This is a genomic window from Paenibacillus sp. J14, assembly GCF_000518465.1.
GTDB lineage: Bacteria > Bacillota > Bacilli > Paenibacillales > Paenibacillaceae > Fontibacillus > Fontibacillus barengoltzii.
The window spans coordinates 1-24,397 of sequence record NZ_JADQ01000063.1 but is presented as its reverse complement, the minus strand read 5'-3'; the positions used below and the strand labels follow the sequence as shown (position 1 = coordinate 24,397).

The 24,397-nt window shown below is 52.8% G+C and carries 24 protein-coding genes, 1 tRNA gene and 1 pseudogene; 18 read left to right on the top strand and 8 right to left on the bottom strand.

Annotated elements, in window-relative coordinates; genetic code table 11:
* A pseudogene (locus M891_RS25060) lies at positions 1 to 146 on the top strand (IS200/IS605 family transposase); the annotation flags it as partial.
* Positions 147 to 615: 469 nt separating this feature from the next.
* Here M891_RS25060 and M891_RS0119210 read toward each other — a convergent pair.
* Together M891_RS0119210 and M891_RS0119205 are read right to left on the bottom strand one after the other, a co-directional pair.
* A complete protein-coding gene (locus M891_RS0119210; protein WP_028539947.1) occupies positions 616 to 1,200 on the bottom strand; it encodes a hypothetical protein in 585 nt (194 codons plus the stop codon).
* A 203-nt stretch (positions 1,201 to 1,403) separates the two neighbouring features.
* Positions 1,404 to 1,476 (bottom strand) — tRNA-Val (locus M891_RS0119205).
* A 255-nt stretch (positions 1,477 to 1,731) separates the two neighbouring features.
* Between M891_RS0119205 and M891_RS0119200 the strand changes: the two genes are divergently transcribed.
* From M891_RS0119200 to M891_RS0119185, 3 genes are all read left to right on the top strand, one after another.
* Positions 1,732 to 2,016: a hypothetical protein gene (locus M891_RS0119200; protein ID WP_028539946.1), complete on the top strand. Its 285-nt coding sequence runs from the start codon at positions 1,732 to 1,734 to the stop codon at positions 2,014 to 2,016.
* Between the two features lie 244 nt (positions 2,017 to 2,260).
* Positions 2,261 to 2,713 (top strand): GNAT family N-acetyltransferase, encoded by a 453-nt coding sequence (locus tag M891_RS0119190; protein ID WP_028539945.1) that lies wholly within the window; start codon positions 2,261 to 2,263, stop codon positions 2,711 to 2,713.
* Positions 2,714 to 2,781: 68 nt separating this feature from the next.
* On the top strand, positions 2,782 to 3,021 hold the full coding sequence (locus M891_RS0119185) for a DUF3892 domain-containing protein (RefSeq protein ID WP_009227124.1): 240 nt from the start codon (positions 2,782 to 2,784) through the stop codon (positions 3,019 to 3,021).
* Between the two features lie 66 nt (positions 3,022 to 3,087).
* On the opposite strand, the gene M891_RS0119180 is transcribed toward M891_RS0119185, so the two are convergent.
* The gene (locus M891_RS0119180) at positions 3,088 to 3,825 is read right to left on the bottom strand and encodes an MBL fold metallo-hydrolase (protein ID WP_028539944.1); all 738 of its coding nucleotides are present in this window, start codon (positions 3,823 to 3,825) and stop codon (positions 3,088 to 3,090) included.
* 181 nt (positions 3,826 to 4,006) lie between these two features.
* On the opposite strand from M891_RS0119180, the gene M891_RS0119175 reads away from it, so the two are divergent.
* The gene (locus tag M891_RS0119175; RefSeq protein WP_009227122.1) at positions 4,007 to 4,561 is read left to right on the top strand and encodes a copper amine oxidase; all 555 of its coding nucleotides are present in this window, start codon (positions 4,007 to 4,009) and stop codon (positions 4,559 to 4,561) included.
* A 136-nt stretch (positions 4,562 to 4,697) separates the two neighbouring features.
* The gene (locus M891_RS0119170; protein WP_009227121.1) at positions 4,698 to 5,021 is read left to right on the top strand and encodes a DUF1292 domain-containing protein; all 324 of its coding nucleotides are present in this window, start codon (positions 4,698 to 4,700) and stop codon (positions 5,019 to 5,021) included.
* A 119-nt stretch (positions 5,022 to 5,140) separates the two neighbouring features.
* On the opposite strand, the gene M891_RS0119165 is transcribed toward M891_RS0119170, so the two are convergent.
* Complete coding sequence (locus M891_RS0119165; RefSeq protein ID WP_009225192.1) at positions 5,141 to 6,616, bottom strand: aminotransferase class I/II-fold pyridoxal phosphate-dependent enzyme; 1,476 nt, start codon at positions 6,614 to 6,616, stop codon at positions 5,141 to 5,143.
* A 187-nt stretch (positions 6,617 to 6,803) separates the two neighbouring features.
* On the opposite strand from M891_RS0119165, the gene M891_RS0119160 reads away from it, so the two are divergent.
* Positions 6,804 to 8,069: an MFS transporter gene (locus M891_RS0119160; protein ID WP_028539943.1), complete on the top strand. Its 1,266-nt coding sequence runs from the start codon at positions 6,804 to 6,806 to the stop codon at positions 8,067 to 8,069.
* A gap of 251 nt (positions 8,070 to 8,320) precedes the next feature.
* On the opposite strand, the gene M891_RS0119155 is transcribed toward M891_RS0119160, so the two are convergent.
* Positions 8,321 to 8,944, bottom strand: a complete 624-nt coding sequence (locus M891_RS0119155; RefSeq protein ID WP_028539942.1) for a YktB family protein — start codon at positions 8,942 to 8,944, stop codon at positions 8,321 to 8,323.
* Between the two features lie 175 nt (positions 8,945 to 9,119).
* Between M891_RS0119155 and M891_RS0119150 the strand changes: the two genes are divergently transcribed.
* From M891_RS0119150 to ptsP, 6 genes are all read left to right on the top strand, one after another.
* Positions 9,120 to 9,716 (top strand): hypothetical protein, encoded by a 597-nt coding sequence (locus M891_RS0119150; protein ID WP_028539941.1) that lies wholly within the window; start codon positions 9,120 to 9,122, stop codon positions 9,714 to 9,716.
* A gap of 196 nt (positions 9,717 to 9,912) precedes the next feature.
* The gene (gene gndA / locus M891_RS0119145; protein ID WP_028539940.1) at positions 9,913 to 11,322 is read left to right on the top strand and encodes an NADP-dependent phosphogluconate dehydrogenase; all 1,410 of its coding nucleotides are present in this window, start codon (positions 9,913 to 9,915) and stop codon (positions 11,320 to 11,322) included.
* Between the two features lie 155 nt (positions 11,323 to 11,477).
* A complete protein-coding gene (locus tag M891_RS0119140) occupies positions 11,478 to 11,987 on the top strand; it encodes a shikimate kinase (RefSeq protein WP_028539939.1) in 510 nt (169 codons plus the stop codon).
* Positions 11,988 to 12,017: 30 nt separating this feature from the next.
* Entirely contained in the window at positions 12,018 to 13,310 is a 1,293-nt protein-coding gene (gene aroA, locus M891_RS0119135; protein ID WP_028539938.1) for a 3-phosphoshikimate 1-carboxyvinyltransferase, read from the top strand.
* Positions 13,311 to 13,369: 59 nt separating this feature from the next.
* The gene (locus M891_RS0119130) at positions 13,370 to 13,798 is read left to right on the top strand and encodes a CoA-binding protein (RefSeq protein ID WP_016311578.1); all 429 of its coding nucleotides are present in this window, start codon (positions 13,370 to 13,372) and stop codon (positions 13,796 to 13,798) included.
* A gap of 188 nt (positions 13,799 to 13,986) precedes the next feature.
* A complete protein-coding gene (ptsP, locus tag M891_RS0119125) occupies positions 13,987 to 15,729 on the top strand; it encodes a phosphoenolpyruvate--protein phosphotransferase (RefSeq protein WP_028539937.1) in 1,743 nt (580 codons plus the stop codon).
* Positions 15,730 to 16,132: 403 nt separating this feature from the next.
* On the opposite strand, the gene M891_RS0119120 is transcribed toward ptsP, so the two are convergent.
* Positions 16,133 to 16,660: a type 1 glutamine amidotransferase domain-containing protein gene (locus M891_RS0119120; RefSeq protein ID WP_028539936.1), complete on the bottom strand. Its 528-nt coding sequence runs from the start codon at positions 16,658 to 16,660 to the stop codon at positions 16,133 to 16,135.
* Positions 16,661 to 17,019: 359 nt separating this feature from the next.
* Here M891_RS0119120 and M891_RS0119115 point away from each other — a divergent pair, with 359 nt between their 5' ends.
* The 4 genes from M891_RS0119115 (at position 17,020) to M891_RS0119100 (ending at position 19,944) form a co-directional block, all read left to right on the top strand.
* Positions 17,020 to 17,463: a hypothetical protein gene (locus M891_RS0119115; RefSeq protein ID WP_028539935.1), complete on the top strand. Its 444-nt coding sequence runs from the start codon at positions 17,020 to 17,022 to the stop codon at positions 17,461 to 17,463.
* Positions 17,464 to 17,585: 122 nt separating this feature from the next.
* Positions 17,586 to 17,927, top strand: a complete 342-nt coding sequence (gene ytxJ, locus M891_RS0119110) for a bacillithiol system redox-active protein YtxJ (RefSeq protein ID WP_028539934.1) — start codon at positions 17,586 to 17,588, stop codon at positions 17,925 to 17,927.
* Between the two features lie 113 nt (positions 17,928 to 18,040).
* On the top strand, positions 18,041 to 19,045 hold the full coding sequence (gene ccpA / locus M891_RS0119105; RefSeq protein WP_016311583.1) for a catabolite control protein A: 1,005 nt from the start codon (positions 18,041 to 18,043) through the stop codon (positions 19,043 to 19,045).
* Positions 19,046 to 19,224: 179 nt separating this feature from the next.
* Complete coding sequence (locus M891_RS0119100) at positions 19,225 to 19,944, top strand: 5'-methylthioadenosine/adenosylhomocysteine nucleosidase (RefSeq protein ID WP_028539933.1); 720 nt, start codon at positions 19,225 to 19,227, stop codon at positions 19,942 to 19,944.
* Positions 19,945 to 19,980: 36 nt separating this feature from the next.
* Here the strand turns inward: M891_RS0119100 and M891_RS0119095 are convergent, their stop codons facing one another.
* Together M891_RS0119095 and M891_RS0119090 are read right to left on the bottom strand one after the other, a co-directional pair.
* On the bottom strand, positions 19,981 to 21,159 hold the full coding sequence (locus tag M891_RS0119095) for an acetoin utilization protein AcuC (RefSeq protein WP_028539932.1): 1,179 nt from the start codon (positions 21,157 to 21,159) through the stop codon (positions 19,981 to 19,983).
* 28 nt (positions 21,160 to 21,187) lie between these two features.
* Complete coding sequence (locus tag M891_RS0119090) at positions 21,188 to 21,820, bottom strand: GNAT family N-acetyltransferase (RefSeq protein WP_009225207.1); 633 nt, start codon at positions 21,818 to 21,820, stop codon at positions 21,188 to 21,190.
* A gap of 312 nt (positions 21,821 to 22,132) precedes the next feature.
* Here M891_RS0119090 and acsA point away from each other — a divergent pair, with 312 nt between their 5' ends.
* Positions 22,133 to 23,857 carry an acetate--CoA ligase gene (acsA, locus tag M891_RS0119085; RefSeq protein ID WP_028539931.1) on the top strand — a complete coding sequence of 575 codons (1,725 nt, stop codon included), beginning with the start codon at positions 22,133 to 22,135 and terminating at the stop codon, positions 23,855 to 23,857.
* The last annotated feature ends 540 nt before the right edge of the window (positions 23,858 to 24,397 follow it).

The window sequence follows — 24,397 nt, the reverse complement described above, 5'->3', positions numbered from 1 at the left end:
GATACTACGTAAGCACAGTGGGCTTGAATGAGGCCACTGTCGCAAAGTATATCCGCGAGCAGGAAGCACATGACCAGGCAATCGATAAACTGAGCGTCAAAGAGTATGAAGATCCATTTAGCAGAAACGGTAGCAAGAAAAAGTAAACCAGTTTAACTGGTAAGTGAAAGTGACAAAAACACTGAGCCTGAACAATTTTATTGTCAGGCTAGCGTCTTTAGGCGCAGTTTGGCAACAAGGGGTTATACCCCAAGAGCAAACCACCCGTTGGACGGGTGGTTATGATTGTGGGGGCTTGTGGCGATGTTAGGAGACCAGCCGGTGGCGGCTAGGCCGTCGTTTTAGTGCTGGTCGTTGGCGCTGTTGGGTTGTTGCTTGACAGCCGTATGCAGGCATCCGTATGCCAGTAGCCGTATGCTGGTAGCTCGGTTGCGCTAACGGACACCAGCGCCGTTATTTGGGTTCGGACGCAAGCCTACCCGTTTTAACGGACCTCAGAGACCTTATTCGGGTCTGTTGCGTTGAATCGATGAGTATTTTTGCTCAATAAGGTCACTTGAGTCCGTTAGCTCGGGAAATCTCCGGGAAATGAGCAAATAAGGTCGGTACGGTCCGTTAGAGGTGGGGAGGTTGGACAATAGAGTTAGCAATCTGAACGAGTTCAGAAATACTATACAAAGGAACAAAGTCACCATCTTCCACCTTGTTCGATGCTAATGCATAGGTTAATCCATTATTTCTCCAATATAGCCCGCTTAAGTTCGGTGTGCTTTGGATCCAGGTTTGTGTGCCATCACTTAATTTTGGCCCCTTTTTACCATCCGGTTTGGACTTTACCTGCGAATTTGAAACAGCCAGTATCAGTTGCTCTCCTCGCTCTTCATTAGCAAAGGTCAATTGGATCAAGTCAAAGTTAGCCGGGACGATATCGGCAGACTGATGGGTAATCGGAAAAGGAACTTGTGGAATAGGAACCTCAAAGGGCACTTCAAGCAAGGTATCTTCAAAAGATTCGCAACACTTTGAGCCTGGGTCCCATACGGCTACACCATCTCTTATGGATAAGCCTGGTGAAGTTCCGGGAGTTTGCTTGACATCCTTAGCAATGGGGGAGATGTCGTTGTACTTTGCCCCAGTTCCGCAACCACCAGCTAGGAATAGAATAACAACAAGGATAATGACATCAATGATTTTTTTCAAAAGAATCCCTCCATCATACTCTAATAGTATACAATGCTTAAAAAAATTCCAGATTTATGGAAGAAGAGATCTATGGGGGAAGAAGGGGGAATTAAACACTCTTCAAACTTGATTCGGATCACCTAAGTACCAGAGGGCATCGTTGACTACAAAGAGAAAATAAAAAATCCCCCAAAGCCATACGCTTTAAGGGATTTTCTCAATGATCTGCAGTGGGCTCGAACCACTGACCCCCACCCTGTCAAGATGGTGCTCTCCCAGCTGAGCTAGCAGATCAAAATTATAGTGAAGACAGAAATAATCTTATCAGGCGGCGGGGTTCTTGTCAACACTTTCCTAGAGTATAAGCTGTCTGTCCCCTGTCAACAATGGAGAAGGAACGCGTGTCCGAGTGGTAAGGTACATGACGGCATAACGTTGCATTTATCCAAGACGCTCATGCGCTCATTACTTGCGATAAATGATCCAGTCATGGCACGCATACATCAGACAGAACAGCACAGTCATCACCTAAGGAAGGAAGTAGTGAACATGCATTGGAACCACCATCATCGCCATATTGGCCATAACCATACCCATTCTAACAACAACGATCAAACCCCGTCGCCGGAGAATGAGATGAAACGGCCACGATCCCTTTGGATTGCTGCAGCGGGGGCCATCCTGCTGTTGGCCTTGACCAGCGCCTGCCAGATGGCGCCAAGCGCGGAGACTTTAAGCCGGCAGGCTGGCGCTTTTCCTTGGCCGTTTGGGCCATCCGTGTCGGACGGCGTCTATTTGCCTACGATTGTAGAAGATGTGTATTCCACGGAATAAAACGCTTATTCTTCCTCGTCCCATTTGCGGGAATAGCCCTTCTTCGTCGTGTAAAACATGGAGGCAATCAGCAATACCGCGATGACGACCGCCGCGGCGATTGTTACGCCCATGACCATACCCCTAAGCCAGCTCCTTTCCATCGATGTCCATGAGACAACTATACATGAAAATGATTTTTTTGTATAATGATGCAGTTTAAATGATCCAATAGACAAGCAATCAATGGTGGGAGGGGAACGAAGTGTCGGCTGCAACAATTATTCATGTCGAGAATGAGGAGCAATTACAGAAGTGCCTGGACATCCGCAAAGAGGTGTTCGTCGAGGAACAGAAGGTCCCCGTTGAATTGGAAATTGACGAGTATGACCAGATTGGCCCGGATGTACATCATGTGCTGATCGAATTGGAAGGGGACTATGTTGCGACAGGCAGATTGATTTACTTTAAAGACAATGCCGCTAAAATGCAGCGGATCGCCGTACGTGCGCCGTATCGCTCGAAAGGCGTAGGCAAAATCCTGCTGCTCGCCTTGGAGGAACTGGCGCGGGAGCTTGGACTCACGAAGTCGGTGCTGGATGCCCAATGCCAAGCCGAAGGGTTCTATGCCAAACTTGATTATGAGACAATCTCGACCGAACCGTTTGATGACGCCGGTATTCCGCACGTCCGGATGGTTAAGTCGTTAAAATCGTAAAGGTCATAGGTTTGGAGATTTTGGGGCAAGCTAGATCTAATCTTATTGAAGAGGAGATGAGCTAGCCGATGGCCCTGAATACCAGAGAAACGTTTATTGCTGTGCGGAAGAACGGAGACGGGGATTTGGTCGCGTTCAAGACGTCCAGCGGCCGCGTGCTGGATTACCAGCAAGCCCTGCAGGAAGTGAAGGCAGGTGCGATCGCCGGCGTCAACGTGTTTAAGGGACGGGACGGAGAGATGTATATCCGCGGCGATGCTGATGGAGATCCGTCCAACAACTTGGATAATTTGCCTAGCTTCGAATAACGTTGATCCATATCCTATATTTAGAAAAAGAACCCTGCAGGTAAGCATACCCGCAGGGTTGTTTTGTTACAGCGTATAGACTTCGTGCTGACGCAGAAAGTCCATGTTCCCCGTAGCGCCTCGGAAGGATTCCATATCATCGCTATAATGCTTCAGCAGGATTTGGCTTTGGATCTCGGTTGGCAGGGACAATAACTCCTGCAGCGTCGTATGAACTTCACCTTTCCCGGTAAGTTGGACCTCGTGAAAAATTCGGCGGCACCCCCGCTCACGAACAAGCCTCATTAAGAGCTCCGGCTCGAACGTCATATCCGCACTGTAAAAAATCTCATCATTGATATAAAGCGAATAGCTGGGTTTACCCGGGATATGCGGCGTTCGGATGAGCTCCACTTTTAACTCAGGGGCAAGCTGTGCAGGCTCGCTTTCCTTTAATAGACGCACGTCAAACACGTCGTTTAGCGAGTGGATTACACCGTCTTGGCTTAACCCGCCTTTCAGCGTATTTTCCCATAGCGGCTCCACCAAATTTTCAGCAATATACAGGATCGGTTTCCGTCCAGAACCAAATTTCCGGCGAAAAGCCAGCTCTTCCAAGCCTCCAACATGATCGCCATGGATATGGGTAATCAGCACGGCATCGATCTCCTCCACCGACTTGCCGATCGTGTGCAGCGCCAGGGGGGCGGTGATTCCGCAATCGATGAGCAGGGTGAAGTCACCGGCATAGAGGAGCGCGTTGTTATTAAAATATTTTTTGGCAAACGCTCCGCCCGTCCCCAGCATTTGTAGTCGTAAAGCCATCATGCATTCCCCCTTAGGTCAAGTATGGATCACCTCTTAACTGTACACAATTTCCAGCCGAAACAAAAGGTTAGGCTCGCTCTATAAAAAAATGCCGTCATTTCCCATCAACACCGCAACTTGACCGGAACCAGCGAGTATAACTATACATCAACAGGAATCAAATGGAGGGTCAACATTCATGAAATGGAGAAGAGTTGCATTACTGGTGGTGGCATTCTCTCTTATGGGAGGTTCCCTGCTCTTTGCCGACGCCGCGAGCACCAAGGTGAAGCTGATGCTGAACGGCCGCGAGCTGGAAGACGGCGGATATATTATAGACGGCAAAACCTATGTACCCGTACGCAATCTCGAAGGTTTAGTTGAATTTAATGACAGCACCAAAACGGTGAATTATTATAAACCCAATGTCCATATGTTTCTATTCGCGGATGACAATGTGTTTGGCGATGTGAAGAAGACGGGGAAGCTGAAGTTTAACGTGTTCTCGCAAATTGATAATTTACGCACGAATATTTCTGCAGTGCGGGTGTCCATCACGGCCCCGGACGGGACGTCCAAGGAGATCCAGACGGATGAAATCAAAGAGCAGCGCGATAACTTTTGGTTCCGGACCAAGGACTATACGTATGATTTCAAGACATCGGGCCGCTACATCGTAGGGTTCTACATGAAACCGTCTAACGGATCAGATTTCGTGCTCGTTGCGGAGAAAAGCATTAACGTTCTGAAATAACCGCACAACCGAGCACAACACGGGCATCCGCTCACGAAAATTGACCTGTCCCCACCAAAAGTGTTACGATACGGGAGGAACGAAGCGGGAGACCCTTCTTCAGTCCATTAAAACATACTTAAAGTGAGGTAATTTCATGAGCGACCACAATCACGAACACGGCGAAGCATGCGGCTGCGGCCACGATCATGACCATGATCATGAGCATGAAGAGTTTGTGTTGACGCTGACCGACGAAGAAGGGAACGACGTAGAGATGGTTCTTGTCGAGACGTTCGACGTTGGCGAGAAAGTGTACGCATTGCTGCTCGAGCGCAACAATCCGGAAGCGGACGGCATCATTCTCCGCATGGAAGAAGAGAACGAAGAAATGGTGCTTTACAATATCGAAGACGAACAGGAATGGAAACAGGTAGAAGAAGCTTACAACGAGCTTGTCGCCCAAATGGATGAAGCCTAATTTGCGGCGGATCACCTGGTATAGAAACTAAGAGCTCCCCAGAAGCGGGGGGCTTTTTGGTTTGCAGTAAAAAAAGAGCAGAAGGCGGGACAAACATATCCCTCTCCTGCTCTTGTTGATTAAAAAATCGGATCCGCTTCAACAATCACCTTAACCTTGTCGATATACCGATCCTCCGGCCCTTTTACCGGCAAGCCGACCTCGACATGATCGAGGATGTAGTCGATGTTGTCCTGGGAAATGACTTCACCCGGAAGCAAAATCGGAATCCCCGGCGGGTACACATAAATAAATTCGGCAATGATCCGGCCAGCCGATTCCCTAAACGGAATGACCTCGGTATCCGCATAGAACGCATCCCGCGGGATCAACGACAAATGCGGGATTTCCGGGACCTTGACGATCAGCTCATTTGCGTTATTTTCCTTATAATAGGTTTTAGACAGCTCCCGCAGCGCGGTCAGCAAAATATCGGCCGTCTCCTGTGTATCCCCTGGGGTAATCAGGCACAGGATGTTGTACATGTCGCTAAGCTCCACTTCGATGTTGTAGTGCTTGCGCAGCCAGTTTTCCGTCTCATAGCCGGTAATCCCCAAGTGGCGAACGTGGATCGTCAGTTTGGTCGGATCATGATCATAAGTTGCTTCTCCGCCTAAAATCTCCCGCCCGAAGCAGTACAAGCCTTCGATTTGGTTAATTTCCGACCGGACATATTCGGCCAGCTCCATCGCCCGTTCAGCCATTTCCCGTCCGTGCAGCGCCAAATTGCGGCGCGCTGTATCCAGGGAAGCCAACAGCAGATAGGAAGTGGACGTCGTTGTCAACATACTGATGATCGTTTGCACGCGCTGCGGATTCACGTACCCGTTCTTCGTGTTCAGGTTCAGAATCGAGCTTTGCGTCATCGAGCCGCCCAGCTTGTGTACGCTGGTCGCTGCCATATCGGCGCCCGCTTGCATTGCGGACATCGGCAGCTTCTCATGGAAATGAATATGCACCCCATGCGCTTCATCCACCAGCACCGGTACATGGAAGCTATGGGCTAAATCGACGATTTCCTTCAGGTTGGCGCAAACGCCAAAATACGTCGGGTTGATTACCACCACCGCCTTGGCGTCGGGATGACGCTGCAGCGCGCGGCGGACCGAGGACGTTGTGATCCCGTGGTCGATACCCAAATTCGGGTCTTGCGCCGGCGAGACAAACACCGGCTTCGCTCCGGCGAATATAATGGCCGACATCACGGATTTATGGATATTTCTCGGGACGATAATTTTATCTCCCGGAGAGCAAACAGATAGAATCATGGTCATGATGGCTCCGCTGGTCCCTTGTACCGAGAAGAAGGTGTAGTCCGCGCCAAAGGCGTCGGCGGCCAGCTTCTGCGCCTCTTGAATGACGCCTGTTGGCTGGTGCAAGTCATCTAGCGGGGCGATGTTGATCAAGTCGATAGACAAGGCGTTATCGCCGATGAACTCTCGGAATTCTTTATCGGTGCCGAGCCCTTTCTTGTGCCCAGGAATGTGAAACTGAACGGGATTGCCGGCCGCGTGCTTTTTAAGAGCAGTGAAGAGCGGCGTGCTTTGATGATCCATACGGGCCATCCCTGCCTTTCATCTACATAATTTTCAAACAAGCTTGAGTATAGCAAAATGCGTCTGGAATGCAAGCAAAACCCGCTGGTTTTTACGCAATATTGACGGAACATGGGTTAATTTGCCGACAAAAAAGGACAAAATGTAAGAGAACCGGTGATCGGAAACCAGGAGAGGGGGCTTTTTCGTGGAACTGACAAGCGGCATCGCAAGGAAAAAACTGCTGAATCCCACGTTCGCCAGCCTGTGGCTTATCATGTTTTTGGTGGAGTTCGTCAAGGGGGCGCTCATCGTATCCATCCTGCCGGTCTATATGGGGGATGTGCTGAAGCTAAGCGCGTTTGCGATCGGGTTGTCTTTTTCGATGCAGTATATCGGGGATAATTTGTTTCGCAGCCCGGCAGGCTGGCTGATCGAACGGATCGGCTTTCGCCGGACGATGAGCTTGGGTTTGTTCATCACCCTAGGCGCTGTAGCGATGATCGCGTTCCTTCCCTCCATGGGGTTTCTCGTGCTTGGCTGCGCGCTCCTCGGCATCGGGACTGCGCCGCTCTGGCCCTGCGTCTTGATGGGCATCACTGCGGTCACGGAGGAGAATAACAACTTCGCGACGGCGATGGGCGTCATCCAAATTTCCAGCCTTGGCGGAACCGGGTTGGGGCCTGTTCTGATCAACTTTTTCTTAAATGATTCGTATCAGCCGATCTTTTGGTTCCTGCTCGGATGCCTGGCGCTGGTCTTGCTGGTGTCGTTGATGTTGCCGGGAAAATCGGGCGGCTCCACCGCCGCGGGCACGGCCAAAGCTGCCGTCCCCGGCCATTCCCCCTCCGCCAAGATCGGAGGGATGTGGCGTCAACTGCGTGCTTCGATTCACCATATCCGCACGCATTTACACGTCAGTCCGCTGTTATACCCGGCGCTGTTCCTGCAATCATTCGCCGTCGGTCTGCTGACGCCGGTCATCACGCTGTACGTCCGGACGGAGCTGGGCTTGTCGCCGGAGACGTTCAGCGCCATGCTGGTCATCGGCGGCGGGATTACCGTCCTGGGGTTGATCCCCGTGGGCAAGCTGGTCGACAAGATGGGGACGCGTTGGTTTCTGCATATCGGCTTCGCCCTGGCGGCGCTCTCGATCGGCCTGTTTGCGATGACGCGGGAGGTCGCCCTGGTCTGGTCGTTCGTGATCCTAATTGGATGCAGCTATGCGTTAATCCTCCCGACATGGAATACGATGATCGCGCAAATGATCCCAAGCGGGGAAAAAGGCGCGATTTGGGGCCTGTTTCTGACGATCCAGGGCTCCGGCATGGTTGTCGGGCCGATCATCTCCGGTAAAATGTGGGACCTGCTTGGCCCGGCCGCACCGTTCCTAGCCAGCGCGGTCACGATGGCGCTGCTCTTCTTCCTGCACCTCGGCCTCGTCCGCACGCAAAAAGCCTCCCCCAACCCATAAGGTCAGGGAGGCTTGAAGTGCAAGCCAGAAGGCAGGCCATCCATGTGTGTAACGGACCGTAGTGACCTTATTGGCCGATTTCCCGGTCATTTCCCGCTGTAACGGACACCAGAGGCCTTATCCAGGGACATGGGCAGCCGGATTGCTGCTTATTCCTTGAATAAGGCCTCCTCAGTCCGTTAGCCAACGGGAAGTCGCTTAGGACAGTCATTAGCGTCTCTGGTGTCCGTTAGGTTACTTCTGCGTCAAGCTTAAAACGCGCCTTTATACAATGGCAACAGCGTTTGGAACGTCTCTTCAACCGTGCGGATCAGCTTGGTTCCGTCGGATACGATCGGGTCGTTCCGCTCCAGCCGCAGTCCGCACAGGGCTTCGGACTTCTTGATCGTCTTCAGCTTCTCGGCCCAGGCCTTCAGCTGCTTGGCATCCGCTTCCCGGTGCGGTGTGCCGTCCGGGCTCATATGATCCAGGGACCAGTAAAACCCGTCTGGGATCGTCTTCTTGATTTGCGCCGCATGCTTGTCCAAATAATTGGCAAACACGGCCTTATTGGGGCTCTCGTAAATGACGGCGAAGATGATAAACAGGTGCGTGGAGAACATCCCGACCTGAAAATGCGGCAACGCCTTATACCCGCGCTTGCTGGCCGCCCAAGCGACCCATGTGTCATTCGGCGGGTTCACCGTCCGGCGCGCATGCTTGGCCACATGCGGGAACATCTCTTCTCCGCATAAAGCGGACAGGTACGGGGCCATTTCCGCACCCAGCGTCTCCAATTTAGGTCTAATGTGACTTATGATCGCTTCCATTCGGGACTCCAGCCCCGGAACGGTAAGCGCGTCGAAATCTTGTGTCGTAAAACCTTCAAAGGCCATCGTGTAGTACCTCCAACTTTCGGCATAGATCTCATTTCGTTCGATGTGCAACGGTACTAGTATAACATATTTTCCGCGGCAACTCCGGCCGGAACGGGCCAAAAATAATCAATAAACCAAGTTCCATTACATAAGATGGAGTATAAGATATGGTAAACCGTTAGGAGGGAGTGCCGTGAACAAAAGTTACGAAGTGGAATACTGCAACCTGGAACTCCGATTCGACCGCCGGCACATACAGCAATTGATTCGCGACTTGATCCAAGACGGGTATTCTTTATATTGGAGCGAAAACGAATCGCTCTTCATCATCTCCGTTCGCACTGGACGCAAGCTGACTAAGCTGCGGTTTCAGCGTCTCGCCAAAGGATACAAGCTGGTAGGCGACTACGTCATCCGCGATGCCAAGCTGGCGGAATGGCTGGAGAAGCTGATTGGCGATCTGCGCGGTCATGCGGTGGTCAAACGGATAAGGGATCGTCAGATCCTGGTCGAGAACATTTTATTCGGAGAAGTGATCCGCCTGGTGGAAATCTCGGGGATGGAGCATCGGGTTATTTTTCAAAAAGGACCCATTGTCGACATGGCGCAAATGGCTGAGATGTTCGCATCCGAAGCGGCAGAGGAACGGTTGGCACAACTGCAGAAGGAGCTGGATGCCGAGCTTGAGCGGTTGTTCGAGGCCATCCAACAGGGGGATGCCGAAGCCTCGGAAGCCTGCAAAGAGCGGCTGCGCAAGCTGAGAATGGAACTCATGCAGCTTGAATGGTAATGATGGATATGGCTCATCCTAAAGGAGTGAGAACCCGCCTCCTGCCGAACTACACACAACCTGAAATCGAAAGGCAAGCCCTTGGCTCCCACGGCGTTGGGGGTTGTTTTTTGGGCTTACGGCCAGGGTTCACTTCTGTACACAAAAGAGTTAAAATGATAATATTGATAAAAATAGTGTGCAAAGGATGGAGACCATGTCAAAACAACAAATCGGCGTCATCGGCTTGGCCGTCATGGGCAAGAATTTGGCCCTGAATATTGAAAGCCGGGGCTTTACTGTGTCCGTATATAATCGTTCCCCTGAGAAAACGCATGATCTGCTGAACAACGAAGGCAAGGGGAAAAACCTCGTCGGCACGTTTTCCGTTGAAGAGTTCGTGAACTCGCTGGAATCGCCGCGTAAAATTTTAATTATGGTACAAGCTGGTCCGGCGACTGATGCTACGATTGAACAGTTGCTGCCTTACCTGGATCAAGGTGACATCATCATCGACGGAGGCAATGCGCACTTCCCTGATACGCAACGCCGCAGCAAAGAGCTGGAAGCCAAAGGATTCCGCTTTATTGGCACCGGGGTATCCGGCGGTGAAGAGGGCGCTTTGAAAGGGCCTGCGATCATGCCAGGTGGACAAGAATCCGCTTATAAGCTGGTTGAACCGATTTTGACGGCGATTTCTGCCAAAGTAAACGGTGATCCTTGCTGTACATATATTGGTCCGGACGGAGCCGGCCATTACGTAAAAATGGTGCATAACGGCATTGAATATGGCGATATGCAGCTGATCTGCGAAGCTTATCATCTGCTGAAAGACGTGCTGGGCGTGGATGCCAAGGAACTGCACGAGATTTTCAGCGAATGGAACAAAGGCGAGCTGGACAGCTATCTGATCGAAATTACTGCCGACATCTTCTCTCAATACGATGAAGAGACCGGCAAACCGATGGTTGACGTCATTCTGGACGCTGCCGGCCAAAAAGGGACGGGGAAATGGACAAGCCAAAGCGCTCTCGACCTTGGCGTGCCGCTGTCCATGATCACGGAATCGGTATTCTCCCGTTTCCTCTCGGCGATGAAAGAAGAGCGCGTAGCCGCCAGCAAAATCCTGAGCGGACCAGCGAAACCGGCGTTCAGCGGCGACAAGAAGGAATTTATCGAGAACGTGCGCAAAGCGCTGTTCGCTTCGAAGATCGTTTCGTATGCCCAAGGGTTTGCGCAAATGCGCGCCGCTTCCGAAGAATACGGCTGGGATTTGAAATATGGCAACATCGCCATGATCTTCCGCGGCGGCTGCATCATTCGCTCCCAGTTCCTGCATAACATCAAGGAAGCGTATGACCGTGACCCGGCGCTGAAGAACCTGCTGCTCGACCCTTACTTCAAAAATATCGTGGAAAGCTATCAGGACGCATGGCGCAACGTGGTTTCCACCGCCGTGGCGTACGGAATTCCGGTTCCTGGCTTTGCCAGCGCGCTGTCCTACTATGACAGCTACCGTACGGAACGCCTGCCGGCGAACCTGCTGCAAGCGCAACGCGATTACTTCGGCGCGCACACGTTCAAACGCGTGGACAAGGAAGGCGTCTTCCACCATCAATGGTTCTAAACTACAGGTTAGGTTCAACCCGAGGCCGGAGGGACGAAAGCGTTCCTTCCGGCTTCTTTTTTCATGGTGAAAATAGGACAGCCTGTGTTATGATATGAAAAAGTTTACTCTGAGCGAGTGCCTTTAGGATCTATGGAGAGCAAGCAGGTGATAAAATGTTGCATTATAACATCGTGCTCATCGGCATGATGGGAACGGGGAAGACAACCGTCGGCTCCCTGCTGGCCGCCGAAACCGGCTTAAAGCTCGTTGATCTCGATCAGCGGATTGCCATGGAGGCCGGGCGGTCGATTCCGGATATTTTTGCGGCCGAAGGAGAAGCTTATTTCCGTGATCTTGAGTCCGCGGCGCTGCGGAGAACGCTGCAAGAGCAAGGGATTGTGCTGGCGACCGGCGGCGGTGCGGTGCTTCGTGAGGCGAATCGCCTGGCGATGCGAGGCGGCGGCCTGGTGGTGGCGCTCCAAGCGACGGCGGACGAGATTCTCGCGCGGGTCGGGGAGGACCCGAACCGACCGCTCTTGGCCGGGGGGGCGAAGGAGCGGATCACCGCGCTGCTGGAGGAACGGAAGGAACTTTACGCTTTTGCTCATCTGACCGTGGATACTTCGGGGAAAAGCGCGGAACAAGTGGCGGCTGAGATTTTAACGCATTACCGCGGTTCTTGATTAATCACAACAAAGGGGAATGTGAACACTATGGACGTTATCGTTAGGCCTACGCCGGAGTTAAAGGGCGAAATCGGAGCATTATCCTCCAAAAACTATACAACCCGTTACCTGCTGGTTGCGGCTTTAGCGGAAGGGACAAGCACGGTATATTACCCCGCGCACAGTGAGGACAGTGACGCCATGCGTCGCTGTATCGCCGATTTGGGTGCGGTGCTGGAAGAGGACGAGGAGAAGATCGTCATCACCGGCTTTGGACGGCGGCCGAAGGACGTCAAGGAGCTGAACGTTGGGAATGCCGGGGCCGTCCTCCGGTTCCTGATGGCGATCGCGTCACTCTGCCCGGAGGTGACGTTCGTGAACACGTATCCGGATTCGCTGGGCAAGCGGCCGCATGATGACCTGATCGACGCCCTGGGACAGCTTGGTGTGGAAGTGAGTCACAACGAGGGGAAATTGCCGATCACCATTCGCGGTGGTGCGCCGAAGGGCGGGAAGATCCGCGTCTCCGGTTCGGTCAGCTCGCAGTACCTGAGCGCTTTGCTATTCTTGACGCCGCTGCTTGACGAAGACAGCGAAATTGAGGTGCTTAACGATCTGAAATCGAAGGTCGTTGTGGGGCAAACGCTGGAAGTGCTGGAGCAAGCCGGGATCGTGATCCATGCCAGCGACGATTATATGCATTTCCGCGTGCCTGGACGGCAAAGCTATCAAGCGAAGACGTATACCGTGCAGGGGGACTATCCGGGCTCGGCGGCGATTTTGGCTGCGGCTGCCGTGACGAAGTCGGACGTGAAGGTTCATCGGTTGGCCGAGCAGAGCAAGCAGGGTGAGCGCGCTGTTGTAGACGTGCTGCAGATGATGGACGTGCCGCTGACACATCAGAACGGTACGGTCCACGTGCAGGGCAATGGCCGGTTGCGGCCGGTGGAATTCGACGGCGATGCGGCGACCGACGCTGTGTTAGCGATGGTCGCGGCTGCAGTGTTTGCTGACGGGACGTCCCGGTTCTATAACGTAGAAAATTTGCGTTACAAGGAATGCGACCGGATCACCGACTTTTTGACCGAGCTGAAAAAAGCCGGCGCGAACGTCGAAGAACGCCAAGCGGAAATTATCGTCCACGGGCGTCCGACCGGCCTTGAAGGCGGAGTGACGATTAATGCACATTACGACCACCGCGTCATTATGGCGTTGACCGTCGTCGGCTTGCGCTGCCGGGAGCCGCTGGTGATTAAGGATGCGCACCATGTGGCGAAATCGTATCCGCAATTTTTTGATCACATCACTTCGCTTGGTGCATCGATCGAACGGGTAGAATAAACTTGAACTAAGAGGCAAGGCGCTGGCTTCGCTGGCGTCGATAAAGGAGGATGGCCAAAATGGCATTTGAAAATCCAAGCCGTGAGGAAATCAAGGAGATTCTGTTGAACGCCGGTAACATTGCCGTCGTGGGGTTGTCGGACAAACCTGACCGCACCTCGTACATGGTTGCGCAAGCTTTGCAAAATAACGGCTATCGTATTATCCCGGTGAATCCGATGGTTAGCGGTGAAATTCTGGGGGAGAAGGTCTACCCGAGCTTGTCGGATATCCCGGAGCCGGTGGATATCGTCAATGTGTTCCGTCGCAGTGAGCAGACGCCGCCGGTCGCAGAGGAAGCGGTGAAGATTGGGGCTCGCGTGCTATGGCTGCAGCTGGGAATCTTCAGTGAAGAAGCGTATGAGATCGCTTCGAAAGGCGGACTCACCGTCATTATGGACCGCTGCATCAAGGTCGAAGATAGCATTCTGATCGGAAAACGCAGTTAAGCATGGCCCATCCAAGAGGACCCATCCGAATTCGGAGGGCCCTCTTTGAGTTGCGTGTTTTTTCTTTGACAAATTTAAGGGGCTAGGATTACCATAATGAAATAGATAGAGGGCATCCTATAGAGAAAGTTCAAGAATGAATAGTGCCTTAGGTTAGGAACTTACAAGCAGGACTAGGGGGTCACTACATGATACAGGGGATCGGAGCAGCAGCGGGAGTCGCCATCGGCAAAGCTTTTGTGCTGCCCGCCTGGGAATGGGACGTACCGGATCGCCGAATGGAGAAGGTGGATCTCGCCAAGGAATTCGAGCGGTTGTACGAAGGTATTCGCACGTCCAAAACCGAAATCGAAGTGATGAAGAACGAGATTAAGGAGACGGTGGGTGCGGAGGAATCCGGTATCTTTGATGCCCATCTGGCGATCCTGGAGGATCCCGTATTTATGAGCGAGATCCAGGGGATTATCGAACGCCAATACAAGGCGGCGGAGGTCGCCGTCAAGGAAGCGATCGATCATTTTGTCACGATGTTTGACCTGCTGGATGACGAATATATGAAAGAACGGGCGCTCGACATCAAGGATGTCGGCAATCGCCTGCTGAAGCATCTGCTGGGGACGCCGGACATCACCTTGCCGGCGGATACGCAGCCGTATATTTTGGTGGCGAAGGAGCTTTCCCCCTCCCAATTGGTCCATTTGAACCCGGACAACGTCTTGGGTATGGTCACGATGGCCGGCGGGAAAACGTCGCACTCGGCGATCATGGCGCGGGCCCTTGGCATTCCGCTTGTGTCGGGGCTGGAGAACAAGCTGACCGAGCCGTTACAAACGGGCGATCTGCTGGTGATCGACGGCGACGAAGGATGCGTATATCTGAATCCAGAGCCGGAGATCATCGCCCGGTATACGGAGCTGGCGGAGAAGCAGCGCCGCCGCAAAGAACAGCTGCAGCTGCTGGCTGCAGTGGAAGCGGTGACCAAGGACGGCGTACGCATGCGGCTCGCCGGTAATATCAGCTCCGTGAAGGACTTGGAGCTGGCTTTAAAGCACGGCGCGGAAGGCGTTGGCTTGTTCCGCACGGAATTTTTATATATGGACCGGTCCACTTTCCCTGGGGAAGATGAGCAATTTGAAGTGTACCGGCAGGTCGCGGAGAAGGCAGGTCCGCATCCGGTCGTCATCCGGACGCTCGACATCGGCGGCGACAAGCAGCTGGAATATTTCGAGCTGCAGGAAGAGGAGAACCCGGTGCTGGGTTATCGCGGAATCCGCATCAGTTTGGATAGCCGCGAGCTGTTTCAAACTCAACTTGCCGCTATTTTGCGCGCCAGCGCTTACGGCAAAATGAAAATCCTGTATCCGATGATCTCCTCGCTGGAGGAAATCCGCAAGGCGAATGCGATCCTGGAGGAAGCCAAGCAGAATTTAACCCGGCGAGGAATCGCCTACGACCCCGATATTCAGGTCGGCATTATGATTGAAATTCCGGCCGCGGCGGCGATTGCCGATCTGCTGGCCCAAGAGGTGGACTTCTTCAGTATCGGCACCAACGATCTGGTACAGTACGTGCTCGCCGTTGACCGGATGAACGAGCAGATCGCCCACATGTATCATCCGTTCCATCCGGCCGTCTTGCGACTGCTGCGTCAAACGGTGCAAGCGGCCAAGGATGCCGGGATCACCGTGAGCGTCTGCGGCGAAATGGCCGGGGACGAGAAAGCGGTGCCGTTATGGTTGTACCTTGGCGTCACCGATCTAAGCATGTCGCCGCAGGCGCTGCTGCGGGTGAAGCACCGCATCTTGAACTCCGATTCGCGGGAGAGCAAAGAAGTGGGCGCAGCCTGCTACCGCTTACCGACCAGCAATCAGGTTGAAGCCGAACTGGTCCGCTATGCACACGAGCTGGAGCAAGAGCGTTTGAGTAAATAAAACAGGCCGTCCCTTCGGGTCAGCATGGACATCGGGGACGGCCTTGTTTTGTTATGTTGCGGCTTGGGGGCGCATGCAGATGGCGAATGGATCCCTCGCTAACTCCACGTTCGCTCCGTGCCTTCCGGGGTTGAGATGTAAAAGTGCAGTTGAGTTTTGTCGAACTTGCCTCAATCGGCTAGTTGAAATGCAAAAGTACAGTTAACTTTGGGCGAAACGGTCCGATAGCGGACTTTTCATTCGATCTGAACTGCACTTTTGCATTTAAAACCCGAATTTCGGGATGTTCAGAGGATTTAAACTGCACTTTTACATTTGGTGAAAGCAGGAAGCGCACGTCACAATCCCGCTATTCCGCCGCGGCTACACACACATCTCAGCACTTATACTACCTCATGCACCATTATCCCCGGTTCGCCACCGCATCAACAAACGCTTTGCCGTAAGCCGGCAGGTCCGGCGGGCGGCGGGCCGAGATGATGTGCCCGTCCACGACAACGGGCTCGTCCACCCAAATCGCGCCTGCGTTCTGCATATCGTCGCGGATCCCTGGCGTAGACGTAACGGTCACGCCTTTCAGGATCCCCGCGGAGATGAGTACCCAGCCGGCGTGGCAGATTTGCCCGATCGGCTTCTTCGCTTGGTGCAGCTCGCGAACGAGCTGAAGCACCTTATCGTATCGGCGAAGCTTGTCCGGCGCCCAGCCGCCGGGGACAAGAATGCCGTCATACGCGTTGGCATCGATTTCCTCGAAGGCAAATTCCGCTTCAGCGGGGACCCCGTATTTGCCAATGTATTTTTTGCCTTTCACCGGACCGGCCAAATGCACCTCCGCTCCCTCTTCGCGAACGCGGTAGACCGGGTACCATAGCTCCAAATCTTCAAACTCCTCATCGACTAAAGCAACGATCTTTTTACCATTTAATCTCAAATCCAACTCCTCCTGTCTTTTATGGCACTTGACGAAAATTCGAATCAATATTTTAATTGTATCAAAAATGATGACTCTTACTATGCCTAGCGCTTTCTGAAACATTTCCAAATATGGCAATTTAAAGTATCTTTTGCTAACGGAAGGAGATTCTTGCGGGCGAGTCGAATAAGAACAATATTCTAATTAAAACGTCTATCGATGTGCACGCGGTGTACGTTCTAAGTCACGAGTTACGAGGAGTGGCAGTGAAATCGTTTTGCCCTCTAAGGCAGCGGAGGCTCCGATACAAGGACTTACTTATATCTAGCAAAATCAGTCGGAACAAAAAAAGCAGAGGACTAAGATGAGGTGGTACTGTGCGTAAGCACTGTCAGTGCGGGAAAATGATGAACCTGGGCTTCAGGCTGGTCATTTTTGAAGGAATCTATGAAATCGACCGTGTTCCAATTTACGAGTGCGAAGATTGCGACTTCTACGAAGTGCTTCCTGAGGTGAAGTCGGATTTGACGGACCTGCTGGCTGAGCTCAAGAAGGAGGCGCCGAGCGGCCGCATTTATTTTACCGAGCGGAACGAGCTGGCAGACTTGATCTTCAGCATTTATCGTCAATGGGACGGGGCGGATTACGAATCCTTTGAAAATCTGCTGGAGAAGCAATGTGAAGAACGAATCAACATGCTATTGGACTTGTACGGCGGGGCCAAGAACTTAAGCGACCTGGATTGGATGAATGAAATCTCCAAACGTCTATCCCAATTGTCTAAATTTGTAAAGAATCGACAACTTTCCAAGGCTAATTGACGAATTTACTCGATTTTTGCAAATCATTTGTAAATAAAAGTTGTATTTTCATTTCTCTTTTTGTTAAGATATCAACAGAACATCTGGAGATTCTTATTCGATCAAAAAGGGGATGAGACGTCATGTCCAAATGGATGAGAATACAATCGATCCAAGAGCTGAACGATGCTTTGGAACGCTCCGCAAGCCAGCCGTTGTTGCTATTCAAGCACAGTACCCGCTGCCCGATCAGTGCCGGGGCACATAAGGAAGCGGAGGCTTATTTAAACGGAACTCCGCGGGAAGACGTTACATACGGGCTGATTTACGTTATCGAGAACCGAGACGTATCGAATGAGGCAGCCGAGCGGCTTGGCGTCAAGCATGAATCCCCGCAAGCGATCCTGATTAAGGATGGACAAGCCGTCTGGCATACGTCCCATTCCAAGATCACGAAATCGACTTTAGAGGAGATTTTACGCTAAGTGAAGCGTTATCATTGCATTAAGTAGTATTTTGTCGTATCATAAATTTAATTGAAGCTCTGGATCTTTACCGGATGAATGAGTGAAAATCTATTGGCAATGGAGAGAAGAATGTGACGGTTACCATTTATGATGTGGCACGTGAAGCAGGCGTCTCGATGGCCACGGTTTCCCGGGTTGTCAATAACAATCCGAACGTGAAACCGCAGACCCGGAAAAAGGTTTACGAAGCGATAGAACGGTTAGGCTACCGGCCCAACGCTGTAGCCAGGGGGCTTGCCAGCAAGAAGACCACCACTGTAGGCGTGGTTATCCCCGATATTTCAAATTCGATTTTTGCGGAAATCGCTCGGGGCATCGAAGATATTGCGAACATGTATCACTATAACATTATTTTGTGTAATGCCGACAAACGGAAAGAGAAGGAGATCCGCGTCATCAACACCTTGCTCGAGAAGCAAGTGGACGGGCTCCTGTTCATGGGCGGAACCGTAACGGAGGAGCATATTCAAGCGTTCCAGACGTCTGCGGTACCAATCGTGCTGTGCGCAACGAGCGACGAGAACGGCCAATATCCATCCGTGGATATTGATCACGAAGCCGCTGCATTTGACGCCGTCAGCACACTGGTTCGCCATGGACACCGCGAAATCGCGATGATCAGCGGAACGTTGCAGGATCCGGCGAACGGCTATGCCAGATTCCAAGGGTACAAGCGTGCGCTGGAAACCGCAGGCATTCAGTACCAAGAGGACCTGGTGCGGATCGGCAACTACCGTTATGAATCCGGCGTGGAAGCGATGAAGTATTTCCTGGGGCTGAAGAAACGGCCGACAGCGATTTTCGCTGCAACGGATGAAATGGCGATTGGCGCCATCCACAGCATTCAGGACGAAGGCTTGAAGGTGCCGGACGATTTCTCGATTATCAGCGTGGATAACATCCGCATGGCTTCGATGGTACGTCCTCAGCTGACAACGGTCGCTCAACCGATGTATGACCTCGGTGCGGTAGCGATGCGTTTGCTGACGAAGCTGATGAAGAAGGAAACGGTTGAGAACCCTCGGGTCATTCTGCCGCACGAGACGATCTTGCGCTTGTCTGTTAGCCACCTGTAAGGCTATTGTTGCGATTGACGTTTCGGCTTAGAGAGATAAGTAACACATAGATATATATGAAAAAGGTTAACAACGGACAAAAAGCTCCTTGCATAAGGAGCTTTTTTGAGCATTTTGAGGATTTCGAAGCAATGCAATGTGTTGCACGGACGAATGGGGATTGGAGGGAGTAATGAACTATGTACAAAACAATTGGCCTGATGGGGGCTATGGATGAAGAAATCGCGTTGCTGCTCGATCAGGTGGAGCACCAGGAGGCGGTGGATGCGGCTGGGACACGTTTTGTAAAGGGCGTACTCCATGGGCACAATGTAGTCGTGTGTAAATCCGGCGTCGGCAAAGTGAATGCGGCAGCTACTACGCAAGTCCTGATCGACCGCTTTGGTGCGGATGCGATCTGGTTTACCGGGGTGGCAGGAGCAGTGCATCCTGAGCTGAACGTAGGCGACATCGTCATCTCGTCAACTTGCCAGCAGCACGATATGGACGCGCGGCCACTGGGTTTTGCGCGCGGAATCACGCCGTACCAGGATGTCTCTGACTTTCCGGCTGATTCTGGCCTCATCCGCTTGGCCGAGCAAGCCTGTGCCCGTCAGTGTACAGACCATCAATATCGGGTCGGACGGGTGCTGTCCGGCGACCAGTTTATCGCGGATCCGGAATTTGTTAGCTCGGTTCTATACGGGGAGCTGGACGGCGCTTGCGTCGAAATGGAAGGGGCGGCGCTCGCCCAGGTATGCCAACGGAACGGGGTGCCGTTTATTGTACTCCGCTCCATTTCGGACAAGGCGGACGGCTCTGCGGATGTGAATTTTGCTGAGTTTACCGCGCTGGCGGCCCAGCGTTCGTTTGCCATTCTCAATGACATGGTCCAGCATGTGGGTGAGCTGAAAAAATAAAAACTCAGGCGGGGTTCAGCCAGCCCCACCTGAGTATTAGGGATAATCCTGTAAAGCGACCGCGAGACTCTCGCGGTTTTTTGCTGTAATTTCCGCCCGGCGGGGGATGCCCTCCCAATGGGACAGGTCGTCAAGCCAAGCGGCAGGAAGCTGGAACGGGGTCTGCGGCTGCCAGCGGTCGATCCAGGCTTGCGGCAGCGGAAGCAGCGGGTTGCGGCGCAGGGAAGCGATCAACGGATGATCGCTCATCTCCAGCCACAGCAAGCTCCACGCCCGCGGGACGACCCGCCATAAATCATAACCGCCGCCGCCCATCGCAACCCAGCGTCCCTCGCAATACGTATGGGCCAGCTCGTGCAGGATCGCCGGCATATCGCGGTAGATCGCCATGCTACAGTGCATATGCGACAGCGGGTCCAGCGCATGGGCATCGCAGCCGTGCAGGCTGACGATCACATCCGGCCGGAAATGCGCGGCTAATCGCCGGATCGACTCCTCGAAGCATTCCATCCAGGAGGCGTCTTCCGTATAAGGCTGGAGCGGCAGATTCATGCAGGCGCCATAGCCTTGATGCTCGCCGCGCTCCGTCAGGAAGCCGGTGCCTGGGAATAAATATTTTCCCGTCTCATGGATGGAATAAGTGCAAACATCGGGGTCTGAATAGAAGCTCCACTGCACCCCGTCTCCGTGGTGGACGTCCGTATCGACGTACAGGACGCGTGCGCCGTACTTGCGGCGGGCATAGTCAATAGCCACTGCAGCATCGTTGTAGACGCAGAAGCCGGCGGCTTTAGCCGACAGGGCGTGATGCAGGCCGCCGCCGAGGTGCAGGGCGTGGGTTGTGGAGCCGGAGAGCACGGTCTCTACGGCTGTAATCGTTCCTCCGACGACCCAGGTTGCCGCTTCATGCATGCCGGGAAAATACGGCGTATCCTCGTCCAACAGCCCGAACTGCTCGCCGCGCGTGATCCAGTCCGCCTCAGGATTCGGGCGGCTCAGCTGCTTAACCGCTTCAACGTACGCCGGCTGATGGATCCATAGCAATTCCTCGTCGGTTGCCGGGCGCGACAGGTGCATTTGCTGCGGCGTTAGCGCGCCCAGATCCTGCAGCAAGTCCATCGTCAATTCCAGCCGGATCGGATGGAAAGGATGGCCGTCGTGAAACCGGTAGTTCATCGCCTGTTCATGGTGGACAAATAAAGCGCTTCCAGGCATGGATTCATCACGCCTTCCTTTTTAACTGTCAGTACATGAAACGCTGCTGAAAACGAATCCGGTCAAACTGCTCCTCGGAGGACAAAGGAACCTCCTTACCGATCCGCACCATCAAGCAGTTAGCCGGATGGGAGCAAATTTCCGGGTCGTCGGTAGCATACCAGACCATGTCGACCGTCTTCATCAGCCGTTCCATCATGCTGCGGTATTCCCATACGGATAGCCCGCTGTTTTTCAAATCCCAATGCCAATAATATTCGGTCGTAAAGACGATGTATTTCTCCATCTGTTCGTCTTCAAATGCCGTGCGGATCATTTTCGATCCGATTCCGAGCGACCGATAGTCGTCGGCCACTTCGATGGCTCCCAGCTCGATCAGGTCAGGCATATTGCCCTGAGACCACCTCTCCATCTCGTCGGGATAGTGAAAGGTGACGTATCCTACAATGGTCGAATCCTCCCGGGCCAGGATGATACGTCCCTCTGGAAGTCCGGCAATTTCCACCAGCGCGGCATGTTGATCTGCAGGCTTGCGGAATGCGTCCAGATCGGGATGCATTTTTAAGGTTTGGAGATGGGAAGGGGATACGGGTCCTTCCACAACAATCTCACGTTGCTGATGGGGCAGGGTGTGGCGGATATACGTTTTTTTATGTTCCATGGAACCGCCTCCTTTGCTCGTTCCCCTCACTTATAACAGAAAAAAGAAAAAATGAAAAGTGTAGCCTGTGCGCGAAAACGTGTGCTATAATGTTCTCCGACATAAAATTTTCACATTTTCAGTCCGCTGATGTGATCGTTGTCCTCGAAAACCACCTCAATCGTTTAAGTTCTGTCGTTGCTTTTTCGATCAAAACGGATGCCCTCACCCATGACGCTGAACAAAGCTTTCAACTTACGTTGCTATGTATCCGTTTTCATAAACTTTGATCTATTGCTTGGAGATTTCCAAAGATTAAGGGAGGATGAAACGATGAGTCAACTGCAAGGGGAAGTCATTTCATCGGGCGTTCCGTCGTCCAATATGGGCAACTACGAAGAGGCGTATAAGAACTTTAAGTGGGAGGATGTCGAGAAGAAGTTCTCCTGGTACGTCACTGGCAAAGTCAACATGGCTTACGAGGCGATCGACCGCCATGTCGATGCGGGCAAGGGCTCGCGCGTAGCGCTGTTGTTCAGCGATCCGACACGCGAGGAGTCGTATACGTACGAGGACATGCAGGGGCTGACGAACCGATTTGCTAACGTGCTGCGCAAATACGGAATCACGAAGGGGGATCGGGTCTTCGTCTTTATGCCGCGGACGCCGGAGCTCTATGTGAGTGTATTGGGCACGCTTAAAGTTGGTGCGGTTGTTGGGCCGTTGTTTGAGGCGTTTATGGAAACGGCGGTCAAGGATCGCTTGGAGGACAGCGGCGCGGTTGTGCTCGTCACGACGTCGGCGTTGCTGCCGCGGGTGAAGCGTGAAGAGCTGCCGACGCTGCGGACGATCATCGTTGTAGGCGACGATGTGAAGGCTGGGGACGGTATTGTAGATTATAAGGCGGAGATGGAAGCCGCATCCCCTGAGGCTGAAATCGAGTGGGTGAACCGCGAAGATGGCTTAATTTTGCATTATACGTCAGGTTCAACCGGCAAACCTAAAGGCGTTTACCATGTGCATAACGCAATGATTCAGCATTATCATACCGGCAATGTCGTGTTGGACCTGAGAGAAGACGACATTTACTGGTGTACGGCGGACCCTGGATGGGTAACCGGCACATCTTACGGTATTTTTGCCCCGTGGCTGCATGGGGTGACCAACGTCGTGCGCGGCGGTCGCTTCAGCCCGGCGGATTGGTACGAAACGATTCAGAAGTACAAAGTCACCGTTTGGTACAGCGCGCCTACTGCGTTCCGGATGCTGATGGGTGCAGGACAGGATATCATTAAGCAATATGATCTGTCGTCGCTGCGTCACGTATTGTCGGTCGGTGAGCCGTTAAATCCAGAAGTTGTTCGCTGGGGGATGAAGGTGTACAACCGGCGCATCCACGACACCTGGTGGATGACGGAAACGGGCGGCCAGCTCATCTGCAACTATCCGTCGATGCCAATCAAACCGGGGTCTATGGGCAGACCGGTGCCGGGCATTCAGGCGGCGATTATCGACGATAATGGGAAGGAGTTGCCGCCGTATCGGATGGGGAACCTGGCGATTCGCACCCCATGGCCGTCGGTGATGCGGCTCATCTGGAACAACGCGCCGAAGTATGAGGAGTATTTCCGCATCCCGGGCTGGTATATTTCCGGCGATACGGCCTACATGGACGAGGACGGGTACTTCTGGTTCCAGGGCCGGATCGACGACGTGATCAACTCCTCCGGCGAACGGATTGGTCCGTTTGAGGTCGAGAGCAAGCTCGTTGAGCACCCAGCTGTAGCGGAAGCAGGGGTTATCGGCAAGCCGGATCCGGTGCGCGGAGAGATCATCAAGGCGTTTATCTCGCTGCGCGAGGGCTTCACACCGTCCGAGGAACTGAAGGCGGAAATCGTCAAATTCGTCAAGGAAGGGCTGTCCGCCCACGCCGCTCCGCGCGAAATCGAGTTCAAAGACAAACTGCCCAAGACCCGCTCCGGCAAGATCATGCGCCGCGTGCTCAAAGCCTGGGAGCTCAACCTCCCAGCCGGCGATTTGTCGACGATTGAGGATTAAGGATAGAAATAGAAAGTCCCTTCAAGCTGAGGCTTGAGGGGACTTTTGTGTTTGAGAAGGAGAGGGGATTCGCTCTTGGGTTGGGTTCGGTTGGGGGCGCGACCTCTCTCGACGAAACAGAAATATATATGAAAAATCGAATATATTCGCTCAAATATGGCTGATTTAGCCCAATCTATATGAAATTTCATATAGAATCGCCCCCTTGAAGCACTAGCCTTGCATCTAAAGTGACATGGTATTCAATTAATTGTTAATCTTGGTTGTATCAACTTATTGGATTAAAATTTACCATTTCTATTTTCCGCCAATGTGCTAAAAGGGTAACAGGACGTGAAGTGTAGTCATGTTACCAAAAATTAGTAGATGAATCATTCGGTTACTCTAGTACCATCTTGACGCTCTTGAGCTTCAATGGATGTTTTCTCGGCCTTCCTGGCCGCCCTTTCTTACGCCGGCCTTTGGATGGCTTAGACGGCGGTCGTAACACAGCTTGTTGAAACTCTTCCCACGATCGCTCAGCATATAAGCGCATGCGTT